At 61.1% G+C, this 26,225-nt stretch carries 33 protein-coding genes; 26 read left to right on the forward strand and 7 right to left on the reverse strand.

Annotated elements, in window-relative coordinates; all coding sequences use genetic code 11:
- The first annotated feature begins 3 nt into the window (after positions 1-3).
- The 12 genes from AMK02_RS03345 to visR all read left to right on the forward strand — a co-directional run bounded on the left by AMK02_RS03345 (position 4) and on the right by visR (position 10,511).
- A complete protein-coding gene (locus AMK02_RS03345; RefSeq protein ID WP_064800659.1) occupies positions 4-300 on the forward strand; it encodes an STAS domain-containing protein in 297 nt (98 codons plus the stop codon).
- Complete coding sequence (gene cheY1 / locus AMK02_RS03350; RefSeq protein WP_003570362.1) at positions 297-662, forward strand: chemotaxis response regulator CheY1; 366 nt, start codon at positions 297-299, stop codon at positions 660-662. Before AMK02_RS03345 ends, cheY1 begins: the two co-directional genes overlap by 4 nt.
- Before the next feature lie 17 nt (positions 663-679).
- Positions 680-2,956 carry a chemotaxis protein CheA gene (locus AMK02_RS03355; protein WP_064800660.1) on the forward strand — a complete coding sequence of 759 codons (2,277 nt, stop codon included), beginning with the start codon at positions 680-682 and terminating at the stop codon, positions 2,954-2,956.
- A gap of 4 nt (positions 2,957-2,960) precedes the next feature.
- Positions 2,961-3,428 carry a chemotaxis protein CheW gene (locus tag AMK02_RS03360; RefSeq protein ID WP_064800661.1) on the forward strand — a complete coding sequence of 156 codons (468 nt, stop codon included), beginning with the start codon at positions 2,961-2,963 and terminating at the stop codon, positions 3,426-3,428.
- Positions 3,425-4,333: a protein-glutamate O-methyltransferase CheR gene (cheR, locus tag AMK02_RS03365; RefSeq protein ID WP_064800662.1), complete on the forward strand. Its 909-nt coding sequence runs from the start codon at positions 3,425-3,427 to the stop codon at positions 4,331-4,333. Before AMK02_RS03360 ends, cheR begins: the two co-directional genes overlap by 4 nt.
- Positions 4,330-5,373: a protein-glutamate O-methylesterase CheB gene (gene cheB / locus AMK02_RS03370; protein WP_064800663.1), complete on the forward strand. Its 1,044-nt coding sequence runs from the start codon at positions 4,330-4,332 to the stop codon at positions 5,371-5,373. Before cheR ends, cheB begins: the two co-directional genes overlap by 4 nt.
- Complete coding sequence (locus AMK02_RS03375) at positions 5,373-5,762, forward strand: response regulator (protein WP_004672258.1); 390 nt, start codon at positions 5,373-5,375, stop codon at positions 5,760-5,762. The genes cheB and AMK02_RS03375 overlap by 1 nt, the downstream gene beginning before the upstream one ends.
- The gene (cheD, locus tag AMK02_RS03380; RefSeq protein WP_064800664.1) at positions 5,759-6,316 is read left to right on the forward strand and encodes a chemoreceptor glutamine deamidase CheD; all 558 of its coding nucleotides are present in this window, start codon (positions 5,759-5,761) and stop codon (positions 6,314-6,316) included. Before AMK02_RS03375 ends, cheD begins: the two co-directional genes overlap by 4 nt.
- Before the next feature lie 16 nt (positions 6,317-6,332).
- Positions 6,333-6,722 carry a chemotaxis protein CheT gene (cheT, locus tag AMK02_RS03385; RefSeq protein WP_064800665.1) on the forward strand — a complete coding sequence of 130 codons (390 nt, stop codon included), beginning with the start codon at positions 6,333-6,335 and terminating at the stop codon, positions 6,720-6,722.
- 197 nt (positions 6,723-6,919) lie between these two features.
- Positions 6,920-8,605 (forward strand): flagellar basal-body MS-ring/collar protein FliF, encoded by a 1,686-nt coding sequence (gene fliF, locus AMK02_RS03390; protein WP_064800666.1) that lies wholly within the window; start codon positions 6,920-6,922, stop codon positions 8,603-8,605.
- Positions 8,606-9,009: 404 nt separating this feature from the next.
- Positions 9,010-9,756, forward strand: a complete 747-nt coding sequence (gene visN, locus AMK02_RS03395) for a transcriptional regulator VisN (RefSeq protein ID WP_064800667.1) — start codon at positions 9,010-9,012, stop codon at positions 9,754-9,756.
- Between the two features lie 8 nt (positions 9,757-9,764).
- Positions 9,765-10,511, forward strand: a complete 747-nt coding sequence (gene visR / locus AMK02_RS03400; RefSeq protein ID WP_064800668.1) for a transcriptional regulator VisR — start codon at positions 9,765-9,767, stop codon at positions 10,509-10,511.
- Between the two features lie 53 nt (positions 10,512-10,564).
- Here visR and AMK02_RS03405 read toward each other — a convergent pair whose 3' ends face one another.
- From AMK02_RS03405 to motA, 6 genes are all read right to left on the reverse strand, one after another.
- Entirely contained in the window at positions 10,565-11,005 is a 441-nt protein-coding gene (locus tag AMK02_RS03405; RefSeq protein WP_064800669.1) for a hypothetical protein, read from the reverse strand.
- A 5-nt stretch (positions 11,006-11,010) separates the two neighbouring features.
- Entirely contained in the window at positions 11,011-12,090 is a 1,080-nt protein-coding gene (gene flhB, locus AMK02_RS03410; RefSeq protein WP_064800670.1) for a flagellar biosynthesis protein FlhB, read from the reverse strand.
- A 231-nt stretch (positions 12,091-12,321) separates the two neighbouring features.
- A complete protein-coding gene (gene fliG, locus AMK02_RS03415) occupies positions 12,322-13,362 on the reverse strand; it encodes a flagellar motor switch protein FliG (RefSeq protein ID WP_064800671.1) in 1,041 nt (346 codons plus the stop codon).
- Between the two features lie 27 nt (positions 13,363-13,389).
- On the reverse strand, positions 13,390-13,974 hold the full coding sequence (gene fliN / locus AMK02_RS03420; RefSeq protein ID WP_064800672.1) for a flagellar motor switch protein FliN: 585 nt from the start codon (positions 13,972-13,974) through the stop codon (positions 13,390-13,392).
- 65 nt (positions 13,975-14,039) lie between these two features.
- Complete coding sequence (locus tag AMK02_RS03425) at positions 14,040-14,990, reverse strand: FliM/FliN family flagellar motor switch protein (protein ID WP_064800673.1); 951 nt, start codon at positions 14,988-14,990, stop codon at positions 14,040-14,042.
- Entirely contained in the window at positions 14,991-15,863 is an 873-nt protein-coding gene (gene motA, locus AMK02_RS03430) for a flagellar motor stator protein MotA (protein ID WP_020920386.1), read from the reverse strand.
- Positions 15,864-16,116: 253 nt separating this feature from the next.
- Here motA and flgF point away from each other — a divergent pair, with 253 nt between their 5' ends.
- From flgF to fliP, 13 genes are all read left to right on the forward strand, one after another.
- The gene (gene flgF / locus AMK02_RS03435) at positions 16,117-16,851 is read left to right on the forward strand and encodes a flagellar basal-body rod protein FlgF (protein ID WP_064800674.1); all 735 of its coding nucleotides are present in this window, start codon (positions 16,117-16,119) and stop codon (positions 16,849-16,851) included.
- Positions 16,852-16,854: 3 nt separating this feature from the next.
- Positions 16,855-18,252: a flagellar protein export ATPase FliI gene (gene fliI / locus AMK02_RS03440; protein WP_064800675.1), complete on the forward strand. Its 1,398-nt coding sequence runs from the start codon at positions 16,855-16,857 to the stop codon at positions 18,250-18,252.
- A 2-nt stretch (positions 18,253-18,254) separates the two neighbouring features.
- On the forward strand, positions 18,255-18,797 hold the full coding sequence (locus AMK02_RS03445) for a hypothetical protein (protein WP_064800676.1): 543 nt from the start codon (positions 18,255-18,257) through the stop codon (positions 18,795-18,797).
- A 160-nt stretch (positions 18,798-18,957) separates the two neighbouring features.
- Positions 18,958-19,350, forward strand: a complete 393-nt coding sequence (gene flgB / locus AMK02_RS03450) for a flagellar basal body rod protein FlgB (RefSeq protein WP_011424023.1) — start codon at positions 18,958-18,960, stop codon at positions 19,348-19,350.
- 5 nt (positions 19,351-19,355) lie between these two features.
- Complete coding sequence (flgC, locus tag AMK02_RS03455; RefSeq protein WP_064693821.1) at positions 19,356-19,772, forward strand: flagellar basal body rod protein FlgC; 417 nt, start codon at positions 19,356-19,358, stop codon at positions 19,770-19,772.
- A 3-nt stretch (positions 19,773-19,775) separates the two neighbouring features.
- Positions 19,776-20,117: a flagellar hook-basal body complex protein FliE gene (locus tag AMK02_RS03460; RefSeq protein WP_064800677.1), complete on the forward strand. Its 342-nt coding sequence runs from the start codon at positions 19,776-19,778 to the stop codon at positions 20,115-20,117.
- Positions 20,118-20,136: 19 nt separating this feature from the next.
- Entirely contained in the window at positions 20,137-20,925 is a 789-nt protein-coding gene (gene flgG / locus AMK02_RS03465) for a flagellar basal-body rod protein FlgG (RefSeq protein WP_011424026.1), read from the forward strand.
- 16 nt (positions 20,926-20,941) lie between these two features.
- Positions 20,942-21,424 carry a flagellar basal body P-ring formation chaperone FlgA gene (flgA, locus tag AMK02_RS03470; RefSeq protein ID WP_064800678.1) on the forward strand — a complete coding sequence of 161 codons (483 nt, stop codon included), beginning with the start codon at positions 20,942-20,944 and terminating at the stop codon, positions 21,422-21,424.
- Positions 21,421-22,542, forward strand: coding sequence for a flagellar basal body P-ring protein FlgI (locus tag AMK02_RS03475; protein WP_064800679.1), 1,122 nt, complete (start codon positions 21,421-21,423; stop codon positions 22,540-22,542). Before flgA ends, AMK02_RS03475 begins: the two co-directional genes overlap by 4 nt.
- Positions 22,539-23,078, forward strand: coding sequence for a MotE family protein (locus AMK02_RS03480; RefSeq protein ID WP_064800680.1), 540 nt, complete (start codon positions 22,539-22,541; stop codon positions 23,076-23,078). The genes AMK02_RS03475 and AMK02_RS03480 overlap by 4 nt, the downstream gene beginning before the upstream one ends.
- Positions 23,075-23,791, forward strand: coding sequence for a flagellar basal body L-ring protein FlgH (gene flgH / locus AMK02_RS03485; protein WP_064800681.1), 717 nt, complete (start codon positions 23,075-23,077; stop codon positions 23,789-23,791). The genes AMK02_RS03480 and flgH overlap by 4 nt, the downstream gene beginning before the upstream one ends.
- A 12-nt stretch (positions 23,792-23,803) precedes the next feature.
- On the forward strand, positions 23,804-24,310 hold the full coding sequence (locus AMK02_RS03490) for a flagellar basal body-associated FliL family protein (protein ID WP_064800682.1): 507 nt from the start codon (positions 23,804-23,806) through the stop codon (positions 24,308-24,310).
- Positions 24,307-25,044 carry a flagellar type III secretion system pore protein FliP gene (gene fliP / locus AMK02_RS03495; protein ID WP_064800683.1) on the forward strand — a complete coding sequence of 246 codons (738 nt, stop codon included), beginning with the start codon at positions 24,307-24,309 and terminating at the stop codon, positions 25,042-25,044. Before AMK02_RS03490 ends, fliP begins: the two co-directional genes overlap by 4 nt.
- Before the next feature lie 48 nt (positions 25,045-25,092).
- Here fliP and AMK02_RS03500 read toward each other — a convergent pair whose 3' ends face one another.
- Positions 25,093-25,626, reverse strand: a complete 534-nt coding sequence (locus tag AMK02_RS03500) for an RBBP9/YdeN family alpha/beta hydrolase (RefSeq protein ID WP_064800684.1) — start codon at positions 25,624-25,626, stop codon at positions 25,093-25,095.
- Positions 25,627-25,730: 104 nt separating this feature from the next.
- Between AMK02_RS03500 and AMK02_RS03505 the strand changes: the two genes are divergently transcribed.
- Positions 25,731-26,207: an Lrp/AsnC family transcriptional regulator gene (locus tag AMK02_RS03505; RefSeq protein WP_064800685.1), complete on the forward strand. Its 477-nt coding sequence runs from the start codon at positions 25,731-25,733 to the stop codon at positions 26,205-26,207.
- Positions 26,208-26,225: the final 18 nt, after the last annotated feature.

The raw sequence follows: 26,225 nt of genomic DNA on the forward strand, positions 1-26,225 counted from the left end.
CTGATGGTGGCAAAGAAGAGTGGCAAGACGCTGAATTTGACAGCGGTGCTCGACCTCAACGAGGCTTCCGCCTTGCGTGAAAAACTCATTTCTCTGAGGGGCAGCGGTCTTTCGATCGACGCATCCGGCGTTGAGCGGATCGGGGCTCTTTGCGCTCAGGTCCTGATGTCCGCCGAGAAGACCTGGGCGCAGGACAAGCAGCCGTTCACCTTCTCCAAGGTGTCCGACGCATTTCACAAAACCATGCAGCTGGTTGGCGTCAATATTGACCACCTGCTTGCCAAGGAGATTCGGCAATGAAGAAAAAAGTACTGACCGTGGATGATTCCCGCACCATCCGAAACATGCTGCTCGTGACGCTGAACAATGCCGGCTTCGAGACGATCCAGGCGGAAGACGGCGTCGAGGGTCTCGAGGTTCTCGAAGAGTCCAATCCTGACGTCATCGTAACCGACATCAACATGCCGCGCCTCGACGGTTTCGGCTTCATCGAAGGTGTCCGCCGCAACGAAAAATATCGGGCGATCCCGATCCTGGTCCTGACCACCGAGAGCGACGCGGAAAAGAAGAACCGCGCCCGCCAGGCCGGCGCCACCGGCTGGATCGTCAAGCCTTTCGATCCGGCCAAGCTGATCGATGCAATTGAGCGTGTAACCGCTTAAACCCAGGATTTGCTCCTATGGATATGAACGAAATCAAAGAGATCTTTTTCCAGGAGTGCGAGGAACAGCTCGCCGAGCTGGAATCCGGTCTTCTGAAAATGAACGATGGCGATCGCGATCCGGAAACCGTCAATGCGGTGTTCCGTGCCGTGCATTCGATCAAGGGGGGCGCCGGCGCCTTCGGCCTTGATGATCTGGTTGCCTTCGCCCATGTGTTCGAGACCACTCTCGATTGCGTTCGTTCCAACAAGCTCGAGCCGAACCAGGACGTCCTGAAGGTGATGCTGAAGTCGGCCGACGTGCTCGCCGACCTGACCAATGCCGCACGCGACGGCGGCAGCGTCGATGAGAGCCGCAGCCGCGGCCTCGTCAAGGAGCTGGAAGCGCTGGCCAATGGTGAGCTGCCGTCTCCTTCGGCTGAAGCGCCTGCGCCCAAGGCCGCCGCAAAGGCGGCTCCGGCCGCTCCGGCGTCGGCCCCCAAGCCGACCGACGACAGCGGCTTCCAGCCAATCCCCTTTTCCTTCGACGATTTCGGTGATGAGGACGGCGCAGAGACCGGCCTGCCGGCCTACGAGATCACCTTCAAGCCGCGCCACGAACTCTATTCGAAAGGTAATGACGCCACCCTGCTGCTGCGCGACCTTTCGCGCCTCGGTGAAATGACCATTTATTGCAATACGGATGAGCTGCCGGGCCTCGAGGAACTCGATCCGGAGGCTGCCTATTTCTTCTGGAACGTCACGCTCAAGACCGACAAGGGCGAGGATGCCATCCGTGCCGTCTTCGAATTCGCCGAGTGGGATTGCGAACTGACGGTGAAGCCGGTCGAGGAGACCGGTGGCGACGTTTCGAGCAACGAGGAACTGCCGATGGTGCCGGTTCCCTTCGACCTGTCGATCCTGGACGAGACCGACGCAACGGAAGGCGTTTCCGCTGCACGGTCCGAAGACACGGCCGCTGCCGTTGCCGCCGCCGAAACTGCTTCCAACGTCACGCAGATGGCGGCCGCCGCCTCCCGCGTCGAGAAGAAGGAATCGGCTGCAGCCGCCGCGGCCAATGCCGCCGCCCAGAACAATGCTGCCGGCGCCGGCCAGACGATCCGCGTCGATCTCGACCGCGTCGACCGGCTGATCAATCTCGTCGGCGAATTGGTCATCAACCAGGCGATGCTGTCGCAGAGCGTCATCGAAAACGATACGACCGGCACCTCCTCGATCAACATGGGCCTGGAAGAGCTGCAGCAGCTCACCCGCGAGATCCAGGACTCGGTCATGGCGATCCGCGCGCAACCGGTGAAGCCGGTCTTCCAACGCATGTCGCGTATCGTCCGTGAAATCGCCGACATGACCGGCAAGTCGATCCGCCTGATCACCGAAGGTGAAAACACCGAAGTCGACAAGACCGTCATCGACAAGCTGGCCGAGCCGCTGACCCACATGATCCGCAATGCCGTCGACCACGGCATCGAAACACCGGAAAAGCGCGCCGCCGCCGGCAAGAACACCGAAGGCACGGTTCGCCTCACCGCCAAGCACCGTTCGGGCCGCATCCTGATCGAGCTTGCCGACGACGGCGCCGGCATCAACCGCGAGAAGGTCCGCCAGAAAGCGATCGACAACGATCTCATCCCGGCCGACGCCAACCTGTCGGATGAGGAAATCGATAACCTGATCTTCCTTCCGGGCTTCTCGACGGCAGACAAGATCTCCGACATATCGGGCCGCGGCGTCGGCATGGACGTCGTCAAGCGCTCGATCCAGGCGCTCGGCGGCCGCATCAACATCACCTCCAAGCCGGGCCACGGCTCGGTCTTCACCATGAGCCTGCCGCTGACGCTCGCCGTTCTCGACGGCATGGTGGTCACCGTCGCCGGCCAGACGCTGGTCGTGCCGCTGACCGCGATCGTCGAAACCCTGCAGCCGGAAGCCTCCGCGATCCATTCCTTCGGCGCCAACCACCGGCTGATCTCGATCCGCAACTCTTTCTGCCCGCTGGTCGACGTCGGCCGCATCCTGAATTTCCGCGCGACTCAGGCCAATCCGGTCGAGGGTGTGGCGCTTCTGGTCGAATCCGAAGGCGGCGGCCAGCGCGCCCTGATGGTCGATGCCATCCAGGGACAGCGCCAGGTGGTCATCAAGAGCCTGGAAGCCAACTACACCCACGTGCCGGGCATTGCCGCCGCCACCATCCTCGGCGACGGGCGCGTCGCTCTCATCCTGGACGTCGACGCGGTTGTCGGCGCTTCGCGCGGCCAGTCGCTCAAAGCGGAAATGTCATTGGCAGCGGTAGGATAAGGCAATGTCGTATTCCGTGAAAAGTCTGAACGAAGGGAACCGCGAGCTGATCGCGTTCCGCATCGGCGATCAGGAATTTTGCGTGAACATCATGTCGGTTCGCGAAATCCGGGGCTGGACCCCGGCGACCGCGATGCCGCACTCGCCTGCCTATATGCTTGGTGTCATCAACCTGCGCGGCGCGGTGCTGCCGATCATCGATCTCGCCGCCCGCCTCGGCATGAAGCCGGCCGATCCCACAGCTCGTCATGTCATCATCGTCGCCCAGGTCCGTCGCAAGGTCGTCGGCCTCCTGGTCGATGCCGTCTCCGACATTCTGACAGTGACTGACGAGATCATTCAGCCGACGCCGGAAATCTCCTCCGACCTCGAGCGCCAATTTGCCCGAGGCATTCTTGCCATCGACAAGCGCATGATCTGCCTGATCGAACTTGAAGCCCTCTTTTCCGAGACCGAAAGCGAAGCCGCATGAGTGCAATGGGTGCAAAGGATCAGAGGCTGGGAGCCGACGAGGTGCTGGCGAGCGGAGAATATCCGCTGACCCGCCGCGACCTCACGGAAATCGCCGCCATGATCTACTCGGATGCCGGCATCTTCCTCAACGAGACGAAGGCTTCGCTCGTCTATTCGCGTCTGTCGAAACATATCCGCAATCTCGGCCTTTCCGGCTTCCGGGAATATTGCGACCTCGTCGCGTCGCCGGCGGGGGCGGCGCCGCGCCGCGAAATGCTGTCGCATCTGACGACCAATTTCACCCGCTTCTTCCGGGAAAACCATCATTTCGAGCATCTGCGCGATCATGTGCTGCCGGAGCTGCTGCAGCGGGCGAGAGCGGGCGGCAGGGTGCGCATCTGGTCGGCCGCTTCCTCCGACGGGCAGGAACCCTATTCGATCGCGCTCACCGTGCTGTCGCTGATGCCGAATGTCGCCGATTACGACTTTAAGATCCTGGCGACCGACATCGACCCGAAAATCCTCGCCATCGCCCGGGCCGGTGCCTATGACGAGAGCGCGCTCGAAACCGTGTCGCCCGCCATGCGCAAGCAATGGTTCAGCGAAGTCGAGGTGCAGGGCCGGCGCAAGTTCCAGGTCGACGACCGCGTCAAGCGGCTGATCACCTACAATGAGCTGAACCTGATGGCGCAGTGGCCGTTCAAGGGCAAGTTCGACGTCATCTTCTGCCGCAACGTCGTCATCTATTTCGACGAGCCGACGCAGATGAAGATCTGGCAGCGTTTCGCCGGCCTGCTGCCGGAGGGCGGCCATCTCTATATCGGCCATTCCGAGCGCGTCTCCGGTGAGGCGAAGCACGTCTTCGACAATATCGGCATCACGACCTATCGCTACACGACCAAGGGTCTCGGGAGGAAGGCATGAGCGCTCCGGCAAGAGTTCTCGTTGTTGACGACTCGCCGACCATGCGGGGTCTGATTACCGCAGTGCTGAGCTCCGACCCGGAAGTCAGCGTCATCGGCCAGGCCGGCGATGCACTGGAAGCGCGCGAGGCGATCAAGCGGCTGAATCCGGACGTCGTGACGCTCGACATCGAGATGCCGAATATGAACGGCCTCGATTTCCTTGAAAAGATCATGACGCTGCGGCCGATGCCGGTGATCATGGTGTCGACGATGACGCATCGCGGCGCCGAAGCGACGCTTGCGGCGCTTGAGATCGGCGCCTTCGATTGCGTCGGCAAGCCCGGTCCCGGCGAACCCAGGCCGTTCGGCGATCTCGCCGAGAAGGTCAAGGCGGCCGCGCGCACGCAGCGTCAGTTCTCCCAACCGGCCGCCGCTGTCACGCCCCCGCCCTCCGTCGCCGATTTCCGCGTCGGCCGCAAGATCGTCGCGATCGGCTCGTCGACCGGCGGCGTCGAAGCGCTGATCGCCGTGCTGCAGAAATTCCCGGCAAATTGCCCGCCGACCGTCATCACTCAGCATATGCCGCCGACCTTCACCAAGAGTTTCGCCGAACGGCTGAACCGTCTCTGCGCGCCGGTGGTGCAGGAAGCGACCGATGGCGCCCGTCTCGAGATCGGCAAGATCTACCTGGCGCCGGGCGGCGAACGTCATCTCCAGGTCAGCGGCGGCTCCGCGCCGTGCTGCCGTCTCGTCGACCGGGCGCCGGTCAACGGTCACCGCCCGTCCGTGGACGTGCTCTTTGATTCGGTCGCGGAACTCGCAGGCCGCAACGCCGTCGGCGTGATTCTGACCGGAATGGGCCGCGATGGCGCCGCCGGATTGTTGAAAATGCGCCACGCGGGCGCCAGAACACTCGGCCAGAACGAAAAAACCTGCGTCGTTTACGGAATGCCAAGGGTTGCTCACGAACTTGGCGCCGTCGAGCAGCAGCTGCCACTGACTGCCATCGGTGAAGAAATATTGAAATTGACAGCCGCCCGAAAGGAAGGGACCGAATAATGTCGATCGCGGAGAAAATCAAAGTTCTGATCGTCGATGATCAGGTAACGAGCCGGTTGCTGCTCAGCGACGCGCTGACCCAGCTCGGTTTCAAGCAGATCACATCCGCAGGCGACGGCGAGCAGGGCATGAAGATCATGACCGAGCAGCCGCACCACCTAGTGATCTCCGATTTCAACATGCCGAAGATGGATGGCATCGGCTTCCTTCAGGCCGTGCGCACCAATCCGAACACCAAGAAGGCGGCCTTCATTATCCTCACCGCCCAGGGCGATCGCGCGCTGGTGCAGAAGGCGGCTCAGCTCGGCGCCAACAACGTGCTCGCCAAGCCGTTTACGATCGAGAAGATGAAAGCGGCCATTGAAGCCGTGTTTGGAGCTTTGAAATGATCGTTGAGGGGGCAGCCCGCCGCGTGCACATCATTCAAGGCGAGTACAAGGTTCTGAGCGATCCGAATGCGGTCCTCTCGACCATTCTCGGCTCGTGCGTGGCTGCATGCCTCAGAGATCCCGTCGCCGGTGTCGGCGGCATGAACCACTTTCTGCTGCCCGGTTCGGCGACGTCGCCGACATCAGGCGGCGATGCCACACGCTACGGCGTGCATCTGATGGAACTGCTGATCAACGGTCTCCTGAAGCAGGGCGCCCGGCGCGACCGGCTGGAGGCAAAGATCTTCGGCGGCGCAAAGACGATCTCGACTTTCTCCAATGTCGGTGAGCAGAATGCGACCTTCGCCATGCAGTTCCTGAGGGATGAAGGCATTCCGGTGGTCGGCTCCTCCACAGGCGGAGAGCACGGGCGCAAGCTCGAATATTGGCCGGTCTCCGGTCGGGCCCGGCAATACCCGTTGACCGGCGCCGAAACGCAGAGAACCGTCGCTCTCGAGCAGCAGCGTCCCGCCGCTCCGCAGAAGCCCGCCGAAACCAGTATCGAATTTTTTTGATGGCGAGGATTTTCATATGACATTTACTCCGGTGATGGAGCCGCCCGCGCCTGTCGAAGCGCTGAGCGACATCCTGATGCGCATCGTTTCGGAACTCCACGATGTGGCCTACCTGATCGAGCGCATCGAACCGCAGCTTCTCGAACTAGGCGGCGCTGAAATTCTGAATTCGCCTGACGCCATGAAGGTCATGCAGGGCATCGATCTGGCCGTGCAGAAGTCACGCGGCCTTGCCGAATTCATCGACACCATCACCGGCGAAATCCCGCTCGGCTGGACGGTCGACGTCGCGACCGCCCTCAGCCTCGTCAAGCTGGCGGAGATGCAGAAGGCGCTGGGCGGCTCGACGCGCCACGGTCATTCGCAGCCGCTGAGCAAGGCCGCCGGCGACTTCGACTTCTTCTGAAGCGCGCAGTTTTTCAACGCCGCTTCTCGCGCCTCAGGTCCCTTTCACGCACGTCGTTCTCGCAAAATCGCTGCGCGACATGCTTCAGCCTTTCGCTCTCGCGCGCTCCTTACGAAACGCTCGCACAAGTTTCGCCGATTATTCGTCGGATGAGGCAATAAGCCTCCTTTGTCTTTGACGGATCGTGCGAGAACAGAATGAATCTGTTAAATCAATTAGTTCAGATCTTTAAGAACTTTGGCGCCCTGGGCCGGACACGCCTGATGATTCTCGGAGGCGTCGGCGCCGTTTCCATCGCAATCATCCTTGCGGCTGCCCTTTTCGTCAACAAACCGGCCCAAGAAACTCTCTATGTCGGTCTCGACGCTCCCGATCTCAACCAGATCAGCATGGCGCTTGCCGAAGCCAACATCAATTTCCAGGTCGGCACGGACGGCGCCAGCATCACGGTTCCGGCTGGCATGACCGGCAAGGCCCGCCTGATGCTTGCCGAGCGTGGTCTGCCGAACAGCGCCAATGCCGGCTATGAACTCTTCGACAACGTCGGCTCCCTCGGCCTGACCTCCTTCATGCAGGAAGTGACGCGGGTTCGAGCGCTGGAAGGCGAAATCGCACGCACCATCCAGTCGATCTCGGGCATAACGGCCGCGCGCGTCCATATCGTCATGCCGGAGGTCGGAAACTTCCGGAAGGCGGAGCAGAAACCGACCGCCTCCGTGATGATTCGCGCCAGCGCCGCCACCGGGCGCGGCGCGGCGACCTCGATCCGTCACCTCGTCGCCTCGGCCGTGCCGGGGCTTGATGTCGATGACGTCACGATTCTTGATTCTGCCGGCCAGCTGCTCGCGTCCGGCGACGAAGCGAGCAACAGCTCGCTGAACCGTTCGCTCGACATCGTCCAGAATGTTCAGCAGGAAGTCGAATCCAACATCGACAAGGCCTTAGCGCCTTTCCTCGGCATGGACAACTTCCGCTCCAGCGTCACCGCCGACCTCAACACCGATGCTCAACAGATCCAGGAGACGGTTTACGATCCCGAATCCAAGGTCGAACGTTCGGTTCGTTCGACGAAGGAAGCCCAGCAGTCGCAGCAGAGGCAGTCCGACAACGCGACGACTGTCGAACAGAACATTCCCCAGGCGGCCCCTGATGCCGGCGGCTCCGGCGGCCCGGAATCACAGGACAAGTCGGATAAGCGCGAAGAGCAGACCAACTACGAAATCAACAGCAAGACGACGGCGACGACCCGCAACAGCTATCAGGTCGAGAAGCTTTCGATCGCCGTCGTGGTCAACAAGGGCCGCATCGCCAAGATGGTCGGCGAGCCCGCCGACCAGGCCAAGATCGACGCTTATCTCGCCGAAATGCAGAAGATCGTCGCATCGGCGGCCGGCATCGACGCCAAGCGCGGCGACGTCGTCACCGTCACGGCGATGGACTTCCTCGAGAACCAGCTGCTGGAAGACGCCACCGGCGGTGTCCGCGTCATGGATATGCTGAGCCGCAACCTTGCCGGCATCATCAACTCCCTCGCCTTCGTCGCGGTCGCCTTCGTGGTGGTCTGGATGGGGCTGCGGCCGCTGGTACGCAGCGTCAGCGGCAACGGCGCGGTTATCGGCGACGCCACGCCCGAAGCGGCCGGTCTCGAGCTCCCGGACTTCGCACCTGCGGCAGGAGCGCCCGGAGGCGCTCTCATGGACGGCTTCGGATCCGACTTCGGCTTCGACAGCACCGAGGATCTGCTCAGCCTCGGCGACGACGACGGCAACTTCAACCGCCGCGTCAAGGAGGGCCCGGAACGAAAGCTTGCCCGCATGGTCGAGATCAACGAGGAGCGCGCCGCCAAAATCCTCAGGAAATGGGCGATCGACGACGCAGCATGAGAAAGGGCCGGGAAACCGGCCCTTTTCGTGTCGGCGCCAGGCTTTGTCGGGCAACGGAACAGTGTCGATCCCGGCAAGGCGCCGGCTGGGCCTCAAGGGTCACGGCGGGCTTCAGCAGAGGCGAATTAAACTGTGTGGTTCACTCGCGTAAAACGCGAATAGCGTTGCGGCACAGCCAGAATCACCTTAGCCTCGCCTATATATGTCGAGGCGCATAATCGGCATTCGAATCAAGGCATGTACGGCGGCGAAAGTAAATCCCTAGAAGTCGGAGATGGTACTTTACATCGGCTGGCTTACCCTTAGGTGATTCGAAATAGGATTCGCGGGACCGAATTGAATCCTTTGCAGAAAAAGTGCAGTTGCACCGAGTGTGATCGCTTCTCAGCCGCAGGACGTTGCCGATGGATATGAACATAGCTCTGGCGAGCAAAGGCGAGAGGCAGATGATGAGTTTCGCAAGCGCAGTGGCGCCGGCTCTGTTGCCGCGTGACGAGCTGATCCAGCGCCTGCACGGGGTCGCCAGCACTGGCAGGTTGCAGTCCGGCCTGCGTGCACTGACGGAATATGTCGGTGCCTCGCACTATCTTCTGGCGCGTTGTGATCTCATCCAGGAAAGCGGCCTGGATTTCATCGTTTCCTCCGACTGGCCCTTCGATCTGGTCAAGGAAGTCGCCAATGATCTCGTCAGCACCTATGCCCGTTCGACCGAGCTGGAAAAATGCATGCAGGTTTTCCAGCCGAATTTCGCGCTTCTGCCCGAAGGCGCCGATGTGCCGGAGGGTGCCAGCCGCCAATATTGCTCATTGACCTTCAATGTCGGCCGCTCGCGGCTCGCCTTGATGTTCCTGTTCGGCGAAGGCTTCATCCTGTCGCCGGAGCGCCTGCGGGATGTGGGACTGCTTGCCGGCTACGTCGCAAGCTTCCTTCGCTGCGGCGGCGCAAAGGTCGACCGCGATTTCGAACTGACTGACCGCGAGCTGGAATGCCTGTTCTGGATCGCCGAGGGCAAGACCAGCGATGAGATCGCGATGATTCTCGGAATATCCCGCAATACCATCAACAATTACATCACCAGCGTGATGCGCAAGACGGCGACCAAGACCCGGTCGGAGGCCATTGCCTTCGCGGTCCGCAACAATCTCGTATAGGGGAATCCATGGCACATCCATCAAGCAGGGCGATGAACGGCGCCGATCCGCTGCGCATGGTTCGGGTGAACAGGATTTCCAGCCGTTCGGATCTTTATCCGCGGCTGATCGCGATGCAGAAGCTCGCTGACGCGCAAGGCTTCGCGATCTACCGTGTCAGCGGCTCGGGACTGCCGGCAAAGCAGCGCCTTGTCTGTGAGCTCGAGAACTGGGGACCTTCGAATGCCGGTTTTGCCAAGGCCTTCACGGATGCCTATGGCGATATTCTTCTTGATCATATCGAAAAGTCGCTGCTGCCGGTTTCATGGGCCGGCGCTCATGACCGGGCGGCTCCCGGTCCGGCGGATTTCTCGCCCTTCATGACGCGCCTGAAGGATGGAATTCTGCCTTTCTCCGGCCTTGCCTTCCCGGTGCGGCTCGGCGCCCTCGGCAATGGCTTCATCCTTTTCACCGGCGATGATATCGATCCTTCAAGCGATACGATCGTCGAGCTGCATGGTCGCTGCTGCCACGTCATGATGGATCTGCTCTCGCTCGACGAACGCCGCTCGGCCGCCGCCGAAGCGCTGAGCGAACGAGAAATCGCCTGTCTCCAGCTTGCCGGCGATGGCCGCATCAGCGAAGAGATCGCCGAAAAGCTCGGCCTGTCCGTGCACACGGTCAATGCCTATCTCGGCTCGGCGACCATCAAGCTCGATTCCGTCAATCGCATCCAGGCGATCGCCAAGGCGATCCGGCTCGGCTACATTAGCTGAACCGGCGCCTTGCACTCTTCTTGTGTAAGACGGCGAAATTGCCCTGAGGCAAATCAGCTGGCGAGCGCATGCGGCGGTTTCACGCTGTAGCGGGATCGCCGAAGGCTCTTTTCCAGAAAGGCCGTGTTCTCGTCGGGATCGGAGGAGGGGTCCTCGAAGGCGATGTGGTTGATTTCGATGCCGGCATGATTGTCGGCAAGGGTGAGCTGGGCATAGACGGTGACGCCGCGCGGCTTGATTTCCAGGTCGAGAACGACTTCGGGCTTGCCGCCCCATTCCAGCGTATAGTTTCCGCCGAGGCCGAAATTGACCGTGCCCGGATGAAAGAAAAGCTCCGCCGCTGAAGCGACGAGATCGGCCAGATTGCCGTAATACTCGAAGCGCAGCAGTGAAATGAGGTCAGAGGCATCCAGAAGGCGCAGTTCGGTTGCGACCGGGCTGATCGCGTCTGCGAGGATCTTTTCACGCTGGGCAGAGTGAGGGCATTTTTTCATTCGGCTTATCTTACCCGTTTGTTCTTGGCGTCTGCGGCGTAAACCCTGTGTATGAGCTCCGCAACGGCCTTATAGAAGACTGACGGTATGACACTATCGACCGAGACTTGCGCAAACATGGAGCGCGCGAGCGGCGGGTCCTCGAACACCGGGATGCCGTTCTGCTCGGCGATCTCCCTGATTTTGAGCGCAATCAGGTCCTGGCCCTTGGCCAGAACCACCGGCGCGTCGTTCTCTTCACGCGCATAGCGCAACGCCACGGCGTAGTGCGTCGGGTTGGCGATGACAAGCGTGGCGCGGTGCACGTTGGCGATCATGCGCCGGCGGGCGCGGTCGCGCATCAGCGAGCGCTGCCGGCTTTTGACGAAGGGGTCGCCCTGCGCCTGCTTGTTTTCTTCCTTCACCTCGTGGCGCGTCATCTTGAGTTCGGTGAACCAGTGATGGCGCGTCCAGAAAAGATCGGCGATCGCCACGATCGCGGTGGCGATCAGCATGACGATGATGATCTTGCGCATCGCCGTCATCATCCGCACGAGGATGGTCTGCGGATCGGAGAACATGGCGTCGATCGAGCCGAAATATTCGCTCCTGAGCACGAAGAACAGGACGACGCCGACGACGACCACCTTGAACAGTGACTTTCCGAACTCGACGAGGCCGGGCAGGCTGAAGAGCCGTGACCAGCCCTTGACCGGAGAGATGCGAGAGGCCTGCGGCCTGATCCGTTCGAGCACAGGCGTCGGCAGGTTCTGGAATATCGAGGAGGCGATGCCGAAGACCATGAACAGGATGAAGGCGGGTGCCAGCAGCGCCGCGCTCGCCCAGCCGAGCCGGACGAAGAGCGCCAGAATGTCCGGGCCTGTCTCGATTTTCCATTGGTCGGGCTGCTCGAAAATGTCGCGCAGCGTTTCGCCCATGCGGCCGACGCTATCGGGAAGGAAGAACACCAGATAGATGAAAGTGGCGAGGATGGTCGCGAAGATCGACAGCTCGCGCGAAAACGGCACATTGCCTTTTTCCGCGGCATCCGTTTGCTTTTTCGCGGTCGGGGCTTCTGTTTTGCTGTCCTTGTCATCATCTGCCAAGTCGCGGCCCTCCGTCAAAAAACAGGCCGCAGCTCATGCATGCCACCCCGAACCGGGCAGCGATTTTGGGATGACGAGATGCGTCAAAACAAAAACCTGAGGCGCGCCGCAGAAACCGAGTGTTCTGCGACACGCCATAGAGCGCGGCCTATCGATGAAGGGTAGTCGCCTGTGGCGCGGCGATCAACAGCGGGCTGTTTGCCGGCCGGATTTGTCAACAGTCTCAGAAGGTCAGGCGGCGGCCGAAGCTTCGCCTTCTTTCTCCTTGAGCTCGATCTGGCCTGAGTTGGCCAGGCGAATCGCTTCCTGCGCCACGGCACGGCGCGCAATCGCGATCTCACGCGGATTGACGCCGCCCATGCCGCTCTGCAGATCCGATTCGATCATGCGGCGCTGGCGCGGACTGATGGCGGACAGAACCGATTCGCGGATCTCGGCCGGCGAGCCGCGCAACGATACGGTGAGCACGTCGGTCGAAATGTCGTTGAGCAGCAGGACGCGGCTGCGCTGGGGCATATACATAAGGTCCTCGAAGAGGAAGATCTTCGGCCGAACCTTGTTGACCGATTCGCGGCTGATCGATTCGAGCGAGGTGAGCAGCGTGTCGACCTGCGGCTTGTCGAGCTCGTTCATGAGATCGGCGACCTTCGTCGAGCCGGCAGCGTTGCGCTCTGCCTCGATTTCGGCAAGCAGCGTCATCACCTGGTTCTCGATGATCTGCGCCGCCTTCGGGCTGACGGCCTTCATATTGACCGTCCGGTTCATGATGTCGGCGCGGCGGTTGTCGGGAAGCTGCAGCAGCACCTTGGCGCCGAAGGAGGAGGGCATCATCGAAAGGATATAGGCGACGGTCTGCGGATGTTCGCGCAGCAGGAACTGTGCGACGAATGCCGGCTCGGCTTCGCTGAGGCGATCCCAGATCGAGGTCTCGTAGGCCTGGAAGGCCGTGCGGCGGCCGAGCAGGCTGTCCACCTCGTCGGGAGTCAGGCCTTCTTCCAGAATGGCCTCGATCGCTTTGGCATTGTCCATCAGTCCGGCGCCCTCGGTAAAGAGGTCCTCGAACTCGGAGACGAGCGACAGGAGCTCGTCCGGCGGAATGGCGCGCAGCGACTGGGCAGATGCGATAATAGTCTGCAGCTCGGCCTGGGTGAAATATTTCAACAGGCGGCCGGCGACACCCTTTCCCATGGCGAGAAGGACCGCCGCCGCCTTTTCAGCCTGGGTCAACGGTTTCCCGGCTAGCGCGCCGCCGAAATCGTCAAAGTCCATCATGGTCTAACCTCTCCGTCCCCACAGGGATCAGGCTTTTTTCGTACTCAAAACTTCTATCAGCTTCACGCCGAATCGGGTGTCGTCGTTATCAAGAACCGTAATCTCGCCGCGTGCAATTCTGCGGCCGTTCACCATGATCTCGACGGGTTCGCCGATTCTCTTGTCGAGAGCGATCGTCGCTCCTTCGTTGAGGTTCATCAGGCTGGAGACCTGCATCCGGCTGGTGCCGAGCATGATCTGGACATCGATCGGAATGTCCATGATAAGCTCGAAGTTCGAGGTCAGCGCGCTGCCGAGCGGCGCCGATGACGCCTCGAACGAAGAGCTGCCGCCGAAATCCATGCCTGCGGCTGGGCTGGCATTGCCGGCGCCGAAATCGCCGCCGAAATCATCGCCGCCGAAAGGGGAATCCGAAATCTCGCCACCGAAGGCGGCCAGATCCGTTCCTGCCGCGAAGCCGTCATTCTCCAGCTCGCCGCCAAACTGCGACAGGTCGCTATCGGCATTCTTCAGCACGCCGCGCAGATCGTCGATCGCCTGGTCGAGATCGGCTTCGCTGCCCGGCATATCCAGGGAGAGGTCACTGTTCTGCTGTGTTTTCTTCGTTGCCATGAAATCACTATTCCAGTTGAAACTTGCCTCAAACTGCCTTTGCAGCCCAGAAGCCAGAGAACCGATCAATTCATTAAATGACGGATGAGTTCGTCATCCGAGTTCATCGTATCCTTGACGCGAACCATGTAGTTTTCGCCTGAGCGGCCGAACTCGCAGACATACAATTCCTTGCTGTTGGCGCTGACCTCGACGCGCACGTCGCCGCTGTCGCGGAAGGGGATGACGTCGCCGACCATCAGCTTCGATATCGTCCGCAGCGTCAGATCCTGCAGCCTGATCCTGGCCTCGAGCGTGACATGCGAGCGGCGCACCTGGTCGCCGAGCTGTTCGCTCCATTCAGGCGAGGCGCCGGCAGCCTGACGCTTCGGCTTCGGCGGCGTCACCTTGGTCTTCAGCAGCGCCGTCTGTGGAATGATCAGTGAGAATTCCGAAACAATGCCGGCGAGCGTGATCGACATATTGATGGCGGCAGCAAATTCGTCCGACTTGTCCTCCGCCGGCCGGGGGCGGGCGTCATGAGCGTGCGGGGCCGAAAGACTGGGCTCGAAACCACCCGGTGCATTTACCGCCGAGCGCAGCACCTTGGCGATCTTGTCGAAGACCATGACCGCCAGATCGAGTTCGATGACCGAGAGCAGCCGCTCGGCCGGCTCCTCGATCGTATCGGCGGTGGCACCGAGCAGGTGTTCCATCAGCGTAATGATGAAACCGTTGCCGCAGGCAAGCGCGACGTTCTGAGACCAGTTGCGCAGCGTCGCGTCGACGAGCGTGACGTTGTGGCTGAGGTCGTCCACCAGGTGGTTCTTGTAGCCGATTTCGCAGCCGAGATAGCTGACGGTCACGTCGAGGCCGGTCTCGCTTTTGATGACGTCGGGAAAGAACTCGCTGTAGACATCCCCGAAGGCGCTGCAGATCTTGGCGACCCTGCCTCTGTCTCCGAGCCCGCCGGTCAGCTTGGCGAGAAGGGCGGGATCCATTGCCGGTTTGTCATGCGAAGCATCGCTCATGGTCATTTAAGCCGCCTTGTTCTCGCCGCCTGGGTTCATCATTTCCTGTTCGACTGCATCGATGGAAGGACGTTCGTAGGCCGAGATGGTCTTGCGGCCGTATTCGAGAGCGACCTGGGGCACCGAGCCGTTCATATAGGCAAGCAGCGTCTGCTTGACGATGACGTAGAGGCGATGCTGCTTGTTGCGGACGACCTTGATCTGAGAGACCAGCGGCGAGCAGACGCAGTAGGACAGGAGAATGCCGAGGAAGGTGCCGACGAGCGCCGAACCGATCAGATGGCCGAGCACCTCGGGCGAATCGTTGATGTGGGCCATCGCCTTGATGACGCCGAGAACGGCCGCGACGATACCGATCGCCGGGAAGGAATCGCCCATGATCTGGATCGCGTGATAGGGCTTCATCTTGTCGTGCATGATGGTGTTGAGCTCTTCGTCCATCAGCGCCTCGATTTCGTGGCTGCGCGCGTTGCCGATAATGATCAGCCGCACGTAATCGCAGATGAAGGCCGTCAGTTCCTTGTTCTTCAGAACCGTCGGAGCCTGCTGGAAGATCGTCGATTCGGCAGGATTGTCGATATGGGCTTCGATTTCGTTTCGCGACTTGGTGCGCAGGTCGCGCATCAGCGAGTAGAGTACGCCGAGCGTATCGAGATAATTGCGCTCCTTCGGCACGGCGTGCTTGAAGGCCTCTGCAAGCGCCTTGCCGGAATCTTTCACCACCTTCATCGGGTTCGCCATGATGAAGCTGCCGAGGCCGGCGCCGCCGATGATGAGAAATTCGAAGGGCTGGAACAGCGCATCCACTTCGCCGCCCATCGCCATGAAGCTGCCGACGATGCAGCCGCAGACAACAATAAATCCGATAATGATATTCATCGTCAGCCCAATCTGAACGTTGCTTTTCTTCGAGACGGATAGGGTTTCTGCCTTGCGTGAGGCTGATGAAAGGGTCGGTCCTGGGCATTTCCACGTGCCAGCTTCGCGCAAGCATCTGCCGCCAATCTAAAGGAGACGAATGGGCGCTCGCGCCCGTTTCTGAGATGCCGCCTCAGCGAAATTCCGGCCGAACCAGATCAGACGACGCCCGGCTTTTCGTACAGTTCATCGCCAATGCTTGGAGCTTACAGACATGCAATCCGGTCTTTACGTTTCTCTGTCGTCGCAGATGGCGCTTGAAAAGCGCCTGAACACCATCGCCGACAACATGGCGAACGTGAACACCACCGGTTTTCGCGCCACCGAGGTGAAGTTCGACGAGATGGTGGCGGCCACCAAGAACAAGCTGAACACCAAGGTCGCCTTCGTTTCCCAGGGCAATGACTACCTGAACGAGGAGAACGGTGAGTTGCAGCACACCGGCAACATGCTCGATTTCGCCATCAAGGGCGATGCCTGGTTTGCGCTCGATACGCCAGCCGGCCGTGTGCTTACGAGGGACGGCCGTTTCACGATCAAGGAAACCGGCGAACTCGTCTCGATCCGGGGATATCCCGTTCTCGATGCCGGCGGCGCGCCCATTCAGCTGGATACGAAGGCGGGCGAGCCGGCGGTCGGCAGCGATGGCATCATCTATCAGGGCGATCGCCAGGTCGGCTCGCTTGGCCTGTTCGAGGCCGATATCAGCAAGGGTTACCTGCGCTACGAAAACAGCGGCATCATGACTACCGACCAGCCGCGCGCCGTCGTCGACCGCTTCAATGTCGGCGTCGAGCAGGGTTATCTGGAAAATTCCAACGTTAACGCCATGCGCGAGATCACTCAGCTGATCGAAGTCAACCGCGCCTTCGAAAGCATCTCCTCGCTGATGCGCGACAGCGAGGATTCGTTCAAGCAGGCCGTACAGACGCTGGGGGGCAGCCGCTAAGTAATGAGCACCACGCTACTGTCCCAAGACGGTCTTTCCCCGAAGCTGGTGCATCTGGCGGGTCTCGTCGACCGATACGCATCGCCGGAATTCGCCGTCGCTCATGGCGGTCGCGTCCAGACCATCGCTGCCGGCCACTACACGGTCCGCGGTCTCTCCCGTCACGTTCGTCTCGGCGAATTCGTCGCCCATAAATCGGCGACCGGCATCCATCTCGGCGAGGTCGTGCGTGTCGAGCCGGACCTGATCTATGTCTGCCCGATCGAACCGGGTGAGCCGATCGGCATCCATGACACGGTCATTCGCAAGGGCGCCTTCCGCATTTCGCCGTCCGACAGCTGGTGCGGGCGCACGGTCAATTCGCTTTGTGAGCCGATCGACGGGCTGGGTCCGATCGCCGCGGGACTCGATCGTCGCTCGATTTCCAACACCGCGCCACCCTCGATGACGCGCCAGCGCGTGGCGACGGGCTTCAAGACCGGCGTACGCGCGATCGATATCTTCTCTCCGCTTTGCCTCGGCCAGCGTCTCGGCATCTTTGCCGGCTCCGGCGTCGGCAAGTCGACGCTTCTGTCCATGCTTGCCCGCGCCGATGCCTTCGACAAGGTGGTGATCGCGCTCGTCGGCGAACGCGGCCGCGAGGTGCGCGAGTTCATCGAGGATACGCTCGGCAGCAATATGAAGAAGGCGATTGCCGTCGTCGCGACCAGCGACGAAAGCCCGATGCTGCGCAAGATGGCGCCGCTGACGGCGGTCACCATTGCCGAGCATTTCCGCGACAAGGGCGAGAACGTGCTCTTTATCGTCGACAGCGTCACCCGTTTTGCCCATGCGATCCGCGAGGTGGCCACCGCCTCCGGCGAACCGCCGATCGCCCGCGGCTATCCCGCCTCTGTCTTCACCGAGCTGCCGCGCCTGCTCGAACGCGCCGGTCCTGGCCCGGAGGGCGCTGGCACGATCACCGCCATCATCTCGATCCTCGTCGATGGCGACAACCACAACGACCCGATCGCCGATTCGACGCGCGGCATTCTCGACGGCCATATCGTCCTGCAGCGCAGTCTCGCCGAAGAAGGGCGCTATCCTCCGATCGATCCGCTCGCCTCGATCTCGCGTCTTGCCCGCAAGGCCTGGACGCCGGATCAGGAAAAGCTGGTGTCGCGCTTGAAGGTATTGATCCACCGCTTTGAGGAAACGAGGGACCTGCGGCTGATCGGCGGTTATCGCCAGGGCGCCGATCCCGATCTCGACATGGCGGTCAAGCAGGTCCCCATCATTTACGACGTCCTGAAACAGTCCCCAGGCGATCGCGACTCGGTCGATGCTTTTGCCGATCTCGCCGGCGCGCTCAAGGCTGCGGCCGGCATGGGCAATCAGGGCGCACCCATGCAGAGGAGATAGTCGTGGCTGATTTCGACGATGAACGCATCGCTTCCCTGACGCAGCGCAAGAAGACCGCCACTCTGGATCGGTTTCTCACCTTCGCCGGCCTGGCGCTTGCCGGCGCCTCCGCCTTTTTCCCCTGGTACGTTTTCTTCAATGCGGACAAGTTCGGCATCAATGTCGCCACCAGCAGCAATTCGCGCGAACTGCCGGATTGGCCCGCCCGCAACGTCTTCAGCGTCTCACCGCTGGCCATGGTCAACAAGAACGAGGCGACCAAGAAGGCTCCGCCGGTCGATCCGCTGACGACGGCGACGGTCTCCGATCTCGGCAAGCAGCGTGACGGCGGCGCGATGCTGGAAGACCAGCCTTTCCCGGGCAAGTCTTCCTTCCGCCTTCTGCACGTGTCCAACGGCCGGGCGCTGATCGAGGATCCCTCGGGCATGTATGTGGTGCGCATCGGCTCGGTCCTGCCCGACGAAAGCCGCCTGGCGATGATCGAGCAGCGCGAGGGCAAATGGGTGATCATCACCTCCAAGGGCGATATCTACAAGAACGATTGAACCTCTTCGCAAAGGCCGAAGACAAGAGGGGCTCCGCCACAAACCGGCAGGAGCCCTTTTCTATGGCGGCCTTCGGCGAAGCGCCTCGAAGCCCGAATTCCCGTAAGTCCCACGCAAGATTACCGCTCTAGGTTCCGGATAGTAAAAACGGAGAGTTCTCATGCAACCGATCCAACTTTTCGACTTGGCTTCGCGACAGGCGGAATGGCTGACGATCCGTCAGCAGGTTGTTGCCGGCAACATCGCGAATGCCAATACGCCGAAATTCCGCGCCAAGGACGTCACGCCCTTCGATGCCGTGCTGGACAGATCCGACATCACCATGGCGCGCACCAATCCGGCGCACTTCAGCGGCAACGATTTCAGCGACAGCGGCGATATCGACGTCAAGGAAGCGGCCCTCGACCAGGAGATCGGCATTCAAGAATCCGGCAACACCGTCGGTTTGGCCGAGGAGCTTTCCAAGTCGGGTGACATCAAGCGCCAGTACGATCTGAACACCTCGCTGGTCAGCTCCTTCAACCGCATGATGCTGATGACCGTCAGGAAGTAATTGTCATGGATCCGCTTTCCGCAGCTATGAAAATCGCCGGTTCGGGGCTCGAGGCGCAATCGACGCGCCTGCGCATCGTCTCGGAAAACATTGCCAACGCCCGCTCGACCGGTGACACGCCCGGCGCCGACCCCTATCGCCGCAAGACGATCACCTTCGGCCAGCAGATGGATCGCACCAGCGGTGTCGAGACCGTCAACGTCAAGAAGGTCGGCGTCGACGAAGGCGACTTCAGCACCGAGTTCGACCCCAGCAATCCGGCGGCGGACGCCAAGGGCGTCGTCAAATTGCCGAACGTCAACATCCTGGTCGAGATGGCCGACATGCGTGAAGCCAATCGCTCCTATGATGCCAATCTGCAGACCATCAAGCAGACCCGCGACCTCATCTCGTCCACGATCGATCTTCTGAAGAGCCAATAATCAATGATCAGCAGCGTCCAGAATGTCAGCAATCTTTCGATGACCCGCGCACTCGGCGCCGTCGACACCGAAAATTCCGCCTCGTCCGCCGCAACGACCATGCCGGGCACCGCAGGTGCTGCCAATGGCCTGAGCTTCGCCTCGGTCCTGGGCGGCATGGCGTCCGATGCGGTCAGCAGCCTGAAGGGTGCCGAAAGCATGTCCTTCGCCGGCATCAAGGGCACGGCGACGACCCGTGAAGTCGTCGATTCCATGCTCCAGGCCGAGCAGACGCTGCAGACGGCGATTGCCATCCGCGACAAGGTCGTTTCGGCCTTTCTCGAAGTCACCAAGATGCAGATGTAACTGATTTGAGGACGAACACATGAGAGCGCTCGCCATCGCAGCAACGGGCATGGATGCCCAGCAGACCAATCTGGAAGTCATCGCCAACAATATTGCGAACATCAACACGACAGGCTTCAAGCGGGCCCGCGCCGAGTTCACCGACCTTCTCTACCAGACCGAACGCGCCAAGGGCGTCGCCAACCGGGCCAACCAGGCCGTTGTTCCTGAAGGCGCCAATATCGGCCTCGGCGTCCAGACCTCCGCGGTCCGCAATCTGCATCTCCAGGGCGAACTGACGCAGACCGGCAACGACCTCGACGTGGCGCTGATCGGCAAGGGCTTCTTCCAGATCCAGTCGACCGATGGCACCACGCTCTATACCCGGGCCGGCGCTTTCAACAAGAATGACCAGGGCCAGCTCGTCACCATCGACGGCTATGAGGTCCTGCCTGGTATCACCATCCCTCAGGGTTCGACCGAACTGACCATCAGCCGCTCCGGCGAGGTCTCGGCCAAGCTGCCGGGCCAGACCGATCCGACCGTTCTTGGACAGCTGACGCTTGCCGATTTCGTCAATGAAGCCGGTCTTCAGCCGATTGGCGACAATCTCTTCCAGGAAACGCCGGCCTCGGGCGAGGCGGTCGTCGGCAACCCTGACGAGGAAGGCTTTGCCTATATGAAGCAGGGTTATCTGGAATCCTCGAACGTCGACCCGGTGAAGGAAATCACCGAGCTGATATCGGCTCAGCGTGCTTACGAAATGAATTCCAAGGTGATCACGACAGCTGATGAAATGGCCTCCATCGTCAGCAAGAACCTGAAGTAAAGGGAAGGGCCGAAACATGATGTTTTGCCGGGCAGGACACATCTCAGGATGGGTGGCGGCAGCCACGATCGCACTCGCGGGCATCATCTTGCCCGTGAACGCGGATGCCGGCATGGGTTATGCCGTCGTCCCGACGACGATCATCTACCCCGGCGACACATTGTCGGGCAGCCAGCTTCAGGAGGTCGAGGTCACCAACCCCAACCTCGCCGGTGATTATGCCAAATCGATTTCGCAGGTCGAAGGTCTGGTTTCCAAACGCACGCTGTTGCCGGGCCGCACGATCTCGGTTTCAGCTCTGCGCGAGCCCTATACGGTGACGCGCGGCTCTTCGATCCGCCTGGTCTTCTCTCTCGGCGCAATGACGATCTCCGCCGCCGGCACGCCGCTCGAAGACGGTGCGACGGGGCAGGTGGTCCGTGCACGTAATATGGATTCCGGCGTCATCGTCAGCGGCACGGTGCTTGCGGACGGCACGATCCATGTGAGGGCGAAATGAAATTGTTCTTCCGTATCGTCACCTTTGTTGCGGTCGTCGCCATGAGTTTGGCCGAGGTGGCGCCCGCCTGGGCGCTGACGTCCCGCATCAAGGATATCGCTTCGCTTCAGGCCGGCCGCGATAACCAGCTGATCGGGTACGGCCTCATCGTCGGCCTGCAGGGAACCGGCGACGGCTTCCGTTCCTCGCCCTTCACCGAGCAGTCGATGCGGGCAATGCTCCAGAATCTCGGTATCTCGACACAGGGCGGCCAGTCCAACGCGAAGAACACCGCGGCCGTGATGGTCACCGCCAACCTGCCGCCCTTCGCAAGCCCCGGCAGCCGTCTCGATGTTACGGTGAGCTCGCTCGGCGATGCGACCTCGTTGCGTGGCGGCACGCTCGTCATGACCTCGCTTTCCGGCGCCGACGGCCAGATCTACGCTGTCGCCCAGGGCTCCGTTATCGTCTCCGGCTTTCAGGCGCAGGGCCAGGCGGCGACGGTGACCGAAGGCGTCACCACCGCCGGCCGCGTGCCCGGCGGCGCGATCATCGAACGCGAACTGCCATCCCACTTCAAGGATTCGGTCAATCTCGTCCTGCAGCTGCGCAATCCCGACTTCTCGACGGCCATCCGCATTGCCGACATCGTCAATGGCTATGCCTCCGCGCGCTTCGGCGGCCCGGTCGCCGAAGCCAAGGATTCGCAGGAAGTGGTGATCCAGAAACCGCGCACGGCCGATCTCACCCGGCTGATGGCCGACGTCGAAAACCTCATCGTCGAAACCGATACGCCGGCCAAGGTTGTTATCAACGAGCGCACCGGAACGATCGTCATCGGCTCCGATGTCCGCGTCTCGCCGGTTGCCGTCAGCTACGGCACTCTGACGGTTCAGGTCACCGAGACGCCGCAGATCATCCAGCCCGAACCCTTCTCGCGCGGGCGGACCGCCGTCCAGCCGCAGACCGATATCGCGGCTGAGCAAACCGGTGGGCGCGTTGCCATCATCGACGGTCCCGACCTCAGGACCCTTGTCGCCGGCCTCAACAATATCGGCGTGAAACCGGATGGGATCATCGCCATTCTCCAGGGCATCAAGTCGGCGGGCGCCCTGCAGGCGGAGCTTGTGCTGCAATGATGACGATCCTCAATCCTGACATGACCGTGCTGCAGCTGCTGCGCCGCCTGGCGCTGCCGGCAGCCGGCCTCGTCCTTCTGTCGATCCCGGGCGCCTTCGCACAGGAGCATCCGGAGGGAGACATCACGTCTCAGGACGAGATCAAGCAATTCTGCACCAACATCGCCGATCCCGCCCGCGACCAGCGCTACCTGCTGCAGAAACAGGAGCTGGAAAGGCTCCGCGCCGACATCGACGCTCGCATGGAAGAGATGGACAGGCGCAAGGCCGAATATCAGGACTGGCTGAAGCGGCGCGACGATTTCCTGAAGCAGGCGGAAGCCGGCCTCACCGATATCTACAAGAAGATGAAGCCGGATGCGGCAGCACTGCAGCTGCAGGATATGAACATCGAAGTGGCGTCGGCCGTGATCATGCGGCTCGGCCCGCGCCAGTCGAGCCTCATCCTCAACGAGATGGACTCGAAGAAGGCCGCGGCCATCGCCAGCGTCATCGCCAGTGCGTCCGATCCCAATACGTCGAAGGATCCTTCATGAATATGCGTTTCCCGGCCGCGATCGCCGCCCTCGCACTCCTTGCGGGCTGCCAGTCCCCGACGGCAGTCAGCGAGATCGGCCGTGCGCCCGCCATGAGCCCGATCGGCAGCGGCCTCGCCTACGGCCAGACCCCGCAGATGGCGCTCTATCCGAAGCAGCCGCGCGCCGTGGCGCAGGGCTATTCGCTCTGGAGCGATTCGCAGGCCGCGCTCTTCAAGGATGCACGCGCGTTGAACGTCGGCGACATCCTGACCGTCGACATCCAGATCAACGACAAGGCCTCCTTCGACAACGAGACCAACCGCAGCCGCAAAAATTCGAGCGGCATGAACTGGGACGTCAATGCTCAGATCTTCGGCTGGACGCCCGAATCCAAGACCGATCTGACCTATGGCTCCGACACCAGCACCGACGGCAAGGGCAAGATCGAGCGCACCGACAAGCTCACCCTTCTCGTTGCGGCCGTCGTCACCGGCATTCTCGAAAACGGTAACCTCGTCATCTCGGGTTCGCAGGAAGTCCGTCTGAACCAGGAGCTGCGCATCCTGAACGTCGCCGGTATCGTGCGTCCGCAGGACGTCAACGCCGACAACCAGATCTCCTACGACAAGATCGCCGAAGCCCGCATCTCCTATGGCGGCCGCGGTCGCTTGATGGAAGTGCAGCAGCCTCCGCGCGGCCAGCAGGCCGTCGATCTTTTCTCGCCGCTTTGAGGCCGAACGACGATGGCAGACGAAGACGTAAGCGCAGGTCAATCGAAGAAGAAATCCGGCCCGCTGGTGACGATCATCGGCATCGCCGTCCTGACGCTCCTCGGCGCCGGCGGCGGCTGGGCGGTCGGCACGATCGTCGCGCCCGAAATCAAGGGCGCCAAGGAGGTGGAGCAGGCCAAGGAAGCCGATGCCAAGAAGAAGGCCGAGGAAGGTCTGGCGCGCATCTCGACCGAGGCCAACAACGTCGTCCAGCTCGAGCCGATTACATCGAACCTCGCCTACCCTTCGGAAAACTGGGTCCGACTCGAAGTCGCGCTGCTGTTCAACGGGCCGCCCGACGTCAAGGTCGCCGAGGACATTCACCAGGATATCCTCGCCTATATCAGAACGGTTTCCCTGCAGCAGATCGAGGGGCCGCGGGGCTTTCAATATCTCAAGGATGACATCCAGGAACGTGTTGACCTGCGCTCGCAAGGGCGGGTATCGAAGGTCATGTTCAGGACCTTTGTCATCGAATGATTCGTTTCATAGTTTTCCTTGCCGCCATGATGGCGGTACCGGAACTGGCGGTGGCACAGCAGCTGCCGACCGATTTATTGAATGTGCCGGTCGATGGCTCCGTTGCCGCCTGGATCATCCGCACCTTCGGCCTGCTGACCGTTCTTTCGGTCGCGCCGGGCATCCTGATCATGGTGACGAGCTTCCCGCGCTTCGTCATCGCCTTCTCGATCCTGCGTTCAGGGATGGGCCTCTCCTCGACGCCTTCCAACATGATCCTCCTGTCGCTGTCGCTGTTCATGACCTTCTACGTCATGTCGCCGACCTTCGATCAGGCTTGGCAGAACGGCGTGCAGCCGCTGCTTGCCAACCAGATCAACGAGACTGAGGCGGTCCAGCGCATCGCCGAACCCTTCCGCACCTTCATGGCGGCCAATACCCGCGACAAGGATCTGGCGCTCTTCGTCGATCTGGCGCGTGAACGCGGCCAGAATATCCAGACATCAGATCCGATCGACTACCGCGTGCTGATCCCGGCCTTCATGATTTCCGAGATCCGCCGCGGTTTCGAGATCGGCTTTCTCGTCGTGCTGCCGTTCCTCGTCATCGACCTCATCGTCGCAACCATCACCATGGCGATGGGCATGATGATGCTGCCGCCGACTTCGATCTCGCTGCCTTTCAAGATTCTCTTCTTCGTACTGATCGACGGCTGGAACCTGCTCGTCGGCAGCCTGGTACGCTCGTTCAGCTGATCGGCTGCGGCGATGAGGAACCTCGGTTCCTCGATCGAGCGGTGCCTGCTACGCGCGGCTCACGAAATCCATCAGCAATGCCAGACCTTCCGGCCAGTCACCCAGATCGCTTTGGCCATTGATGTGGCCGGCAGCGCCGATGATTTTCAACTCGCTACCCCATTGCTTTGCTCGCGTTTCGGCGTAGGGCAGCGAACCATAGGGATCGCTGGTGCTTGCGACGATCAGCGATCGAAAGCCGAACTGCGCCTGCGGCACATCTGCAAAGCCTGCAGCGTCCGCAGGAAAGCTCGGAGAAAGAGGGTCTGGCACGGCGGCGAGGAACGCTCCCTTGATCGGCAAAGGGGTCCGCTGATGCCAATGTGCTACAAGCAGGCAGGAGAGGCTATGCGCCACGAGAACAGGTGGCGTTTTCGCTCTGCGCACCGCTTGCTCCAAGGCTTCGATCCAGTCGGAAAGATCCGGCTGATCCCAGCTCGTCGGTGCAAAACGGCGTATGGCTGGATTGGCATTCTCCCAAAGGCTCTGCCAGTGAGTGTTTCCGGAATTGCCGATGCCCGGCAAATGAATGAATTCGGTCATATCTCGCCTCTTCTTCGTTTCAGCGGAAGTATGGCGGTTTACACCTGCGAACCAAATTGGCATCTATCGGAAAAGTGGCGGATAATCCGATAGATTGAAGGTTGATGGCAAAGCGCATCGATAGTAGTCCAGATCTTGATCCAACCGACATCGCCATCATCGAAGTCTTGCAGGATGATGGACGCATCAGCGTCTCCGAGCTCGGAAGGAAAGTCGGTCTTTCCCAGCCGGCCACGTCGGAGCGTCTCAAACGGCTTGAAGAACGCGGTATCATCGAGGCGTACAGAGCCGTCATCGACCCCGCCGCAGTTGGGCTTGGCATGATGGCCGTCATTCGCCTGCGCACCACGCACGAGCATATCAAGACATGCTTGAAGCAATTTTCCGAGATGCCGCAGATCATTGAGGTTCTAAGGCTGACAGGAGAGGATTGTTTTCACCTGAAAGTCATTGTTCCCACGCCGGGCGACCTTGAAAGCATCGTCGATTCCATTGCGCGCTATGGCTCGGTCACGACGGCCATCGTTCTGCGCAGAGAGCCGCCGAAACGCATCGGGCGTGAACTGATCGCAAAGAGGTAAATACCCGCTGAGGCCAAT

The sequence above is a fragment of the Rhizobium sp. N731 genome (assembly GCF_001664145.1).
GTDB classification, from domain to species: domain Bacteria; phylum Pseudomonadota; class Alphaproteobacteria; order Rhizobiales; family Rhizobiaceae; genus Rhizobium; species Rhizobium esperanzae.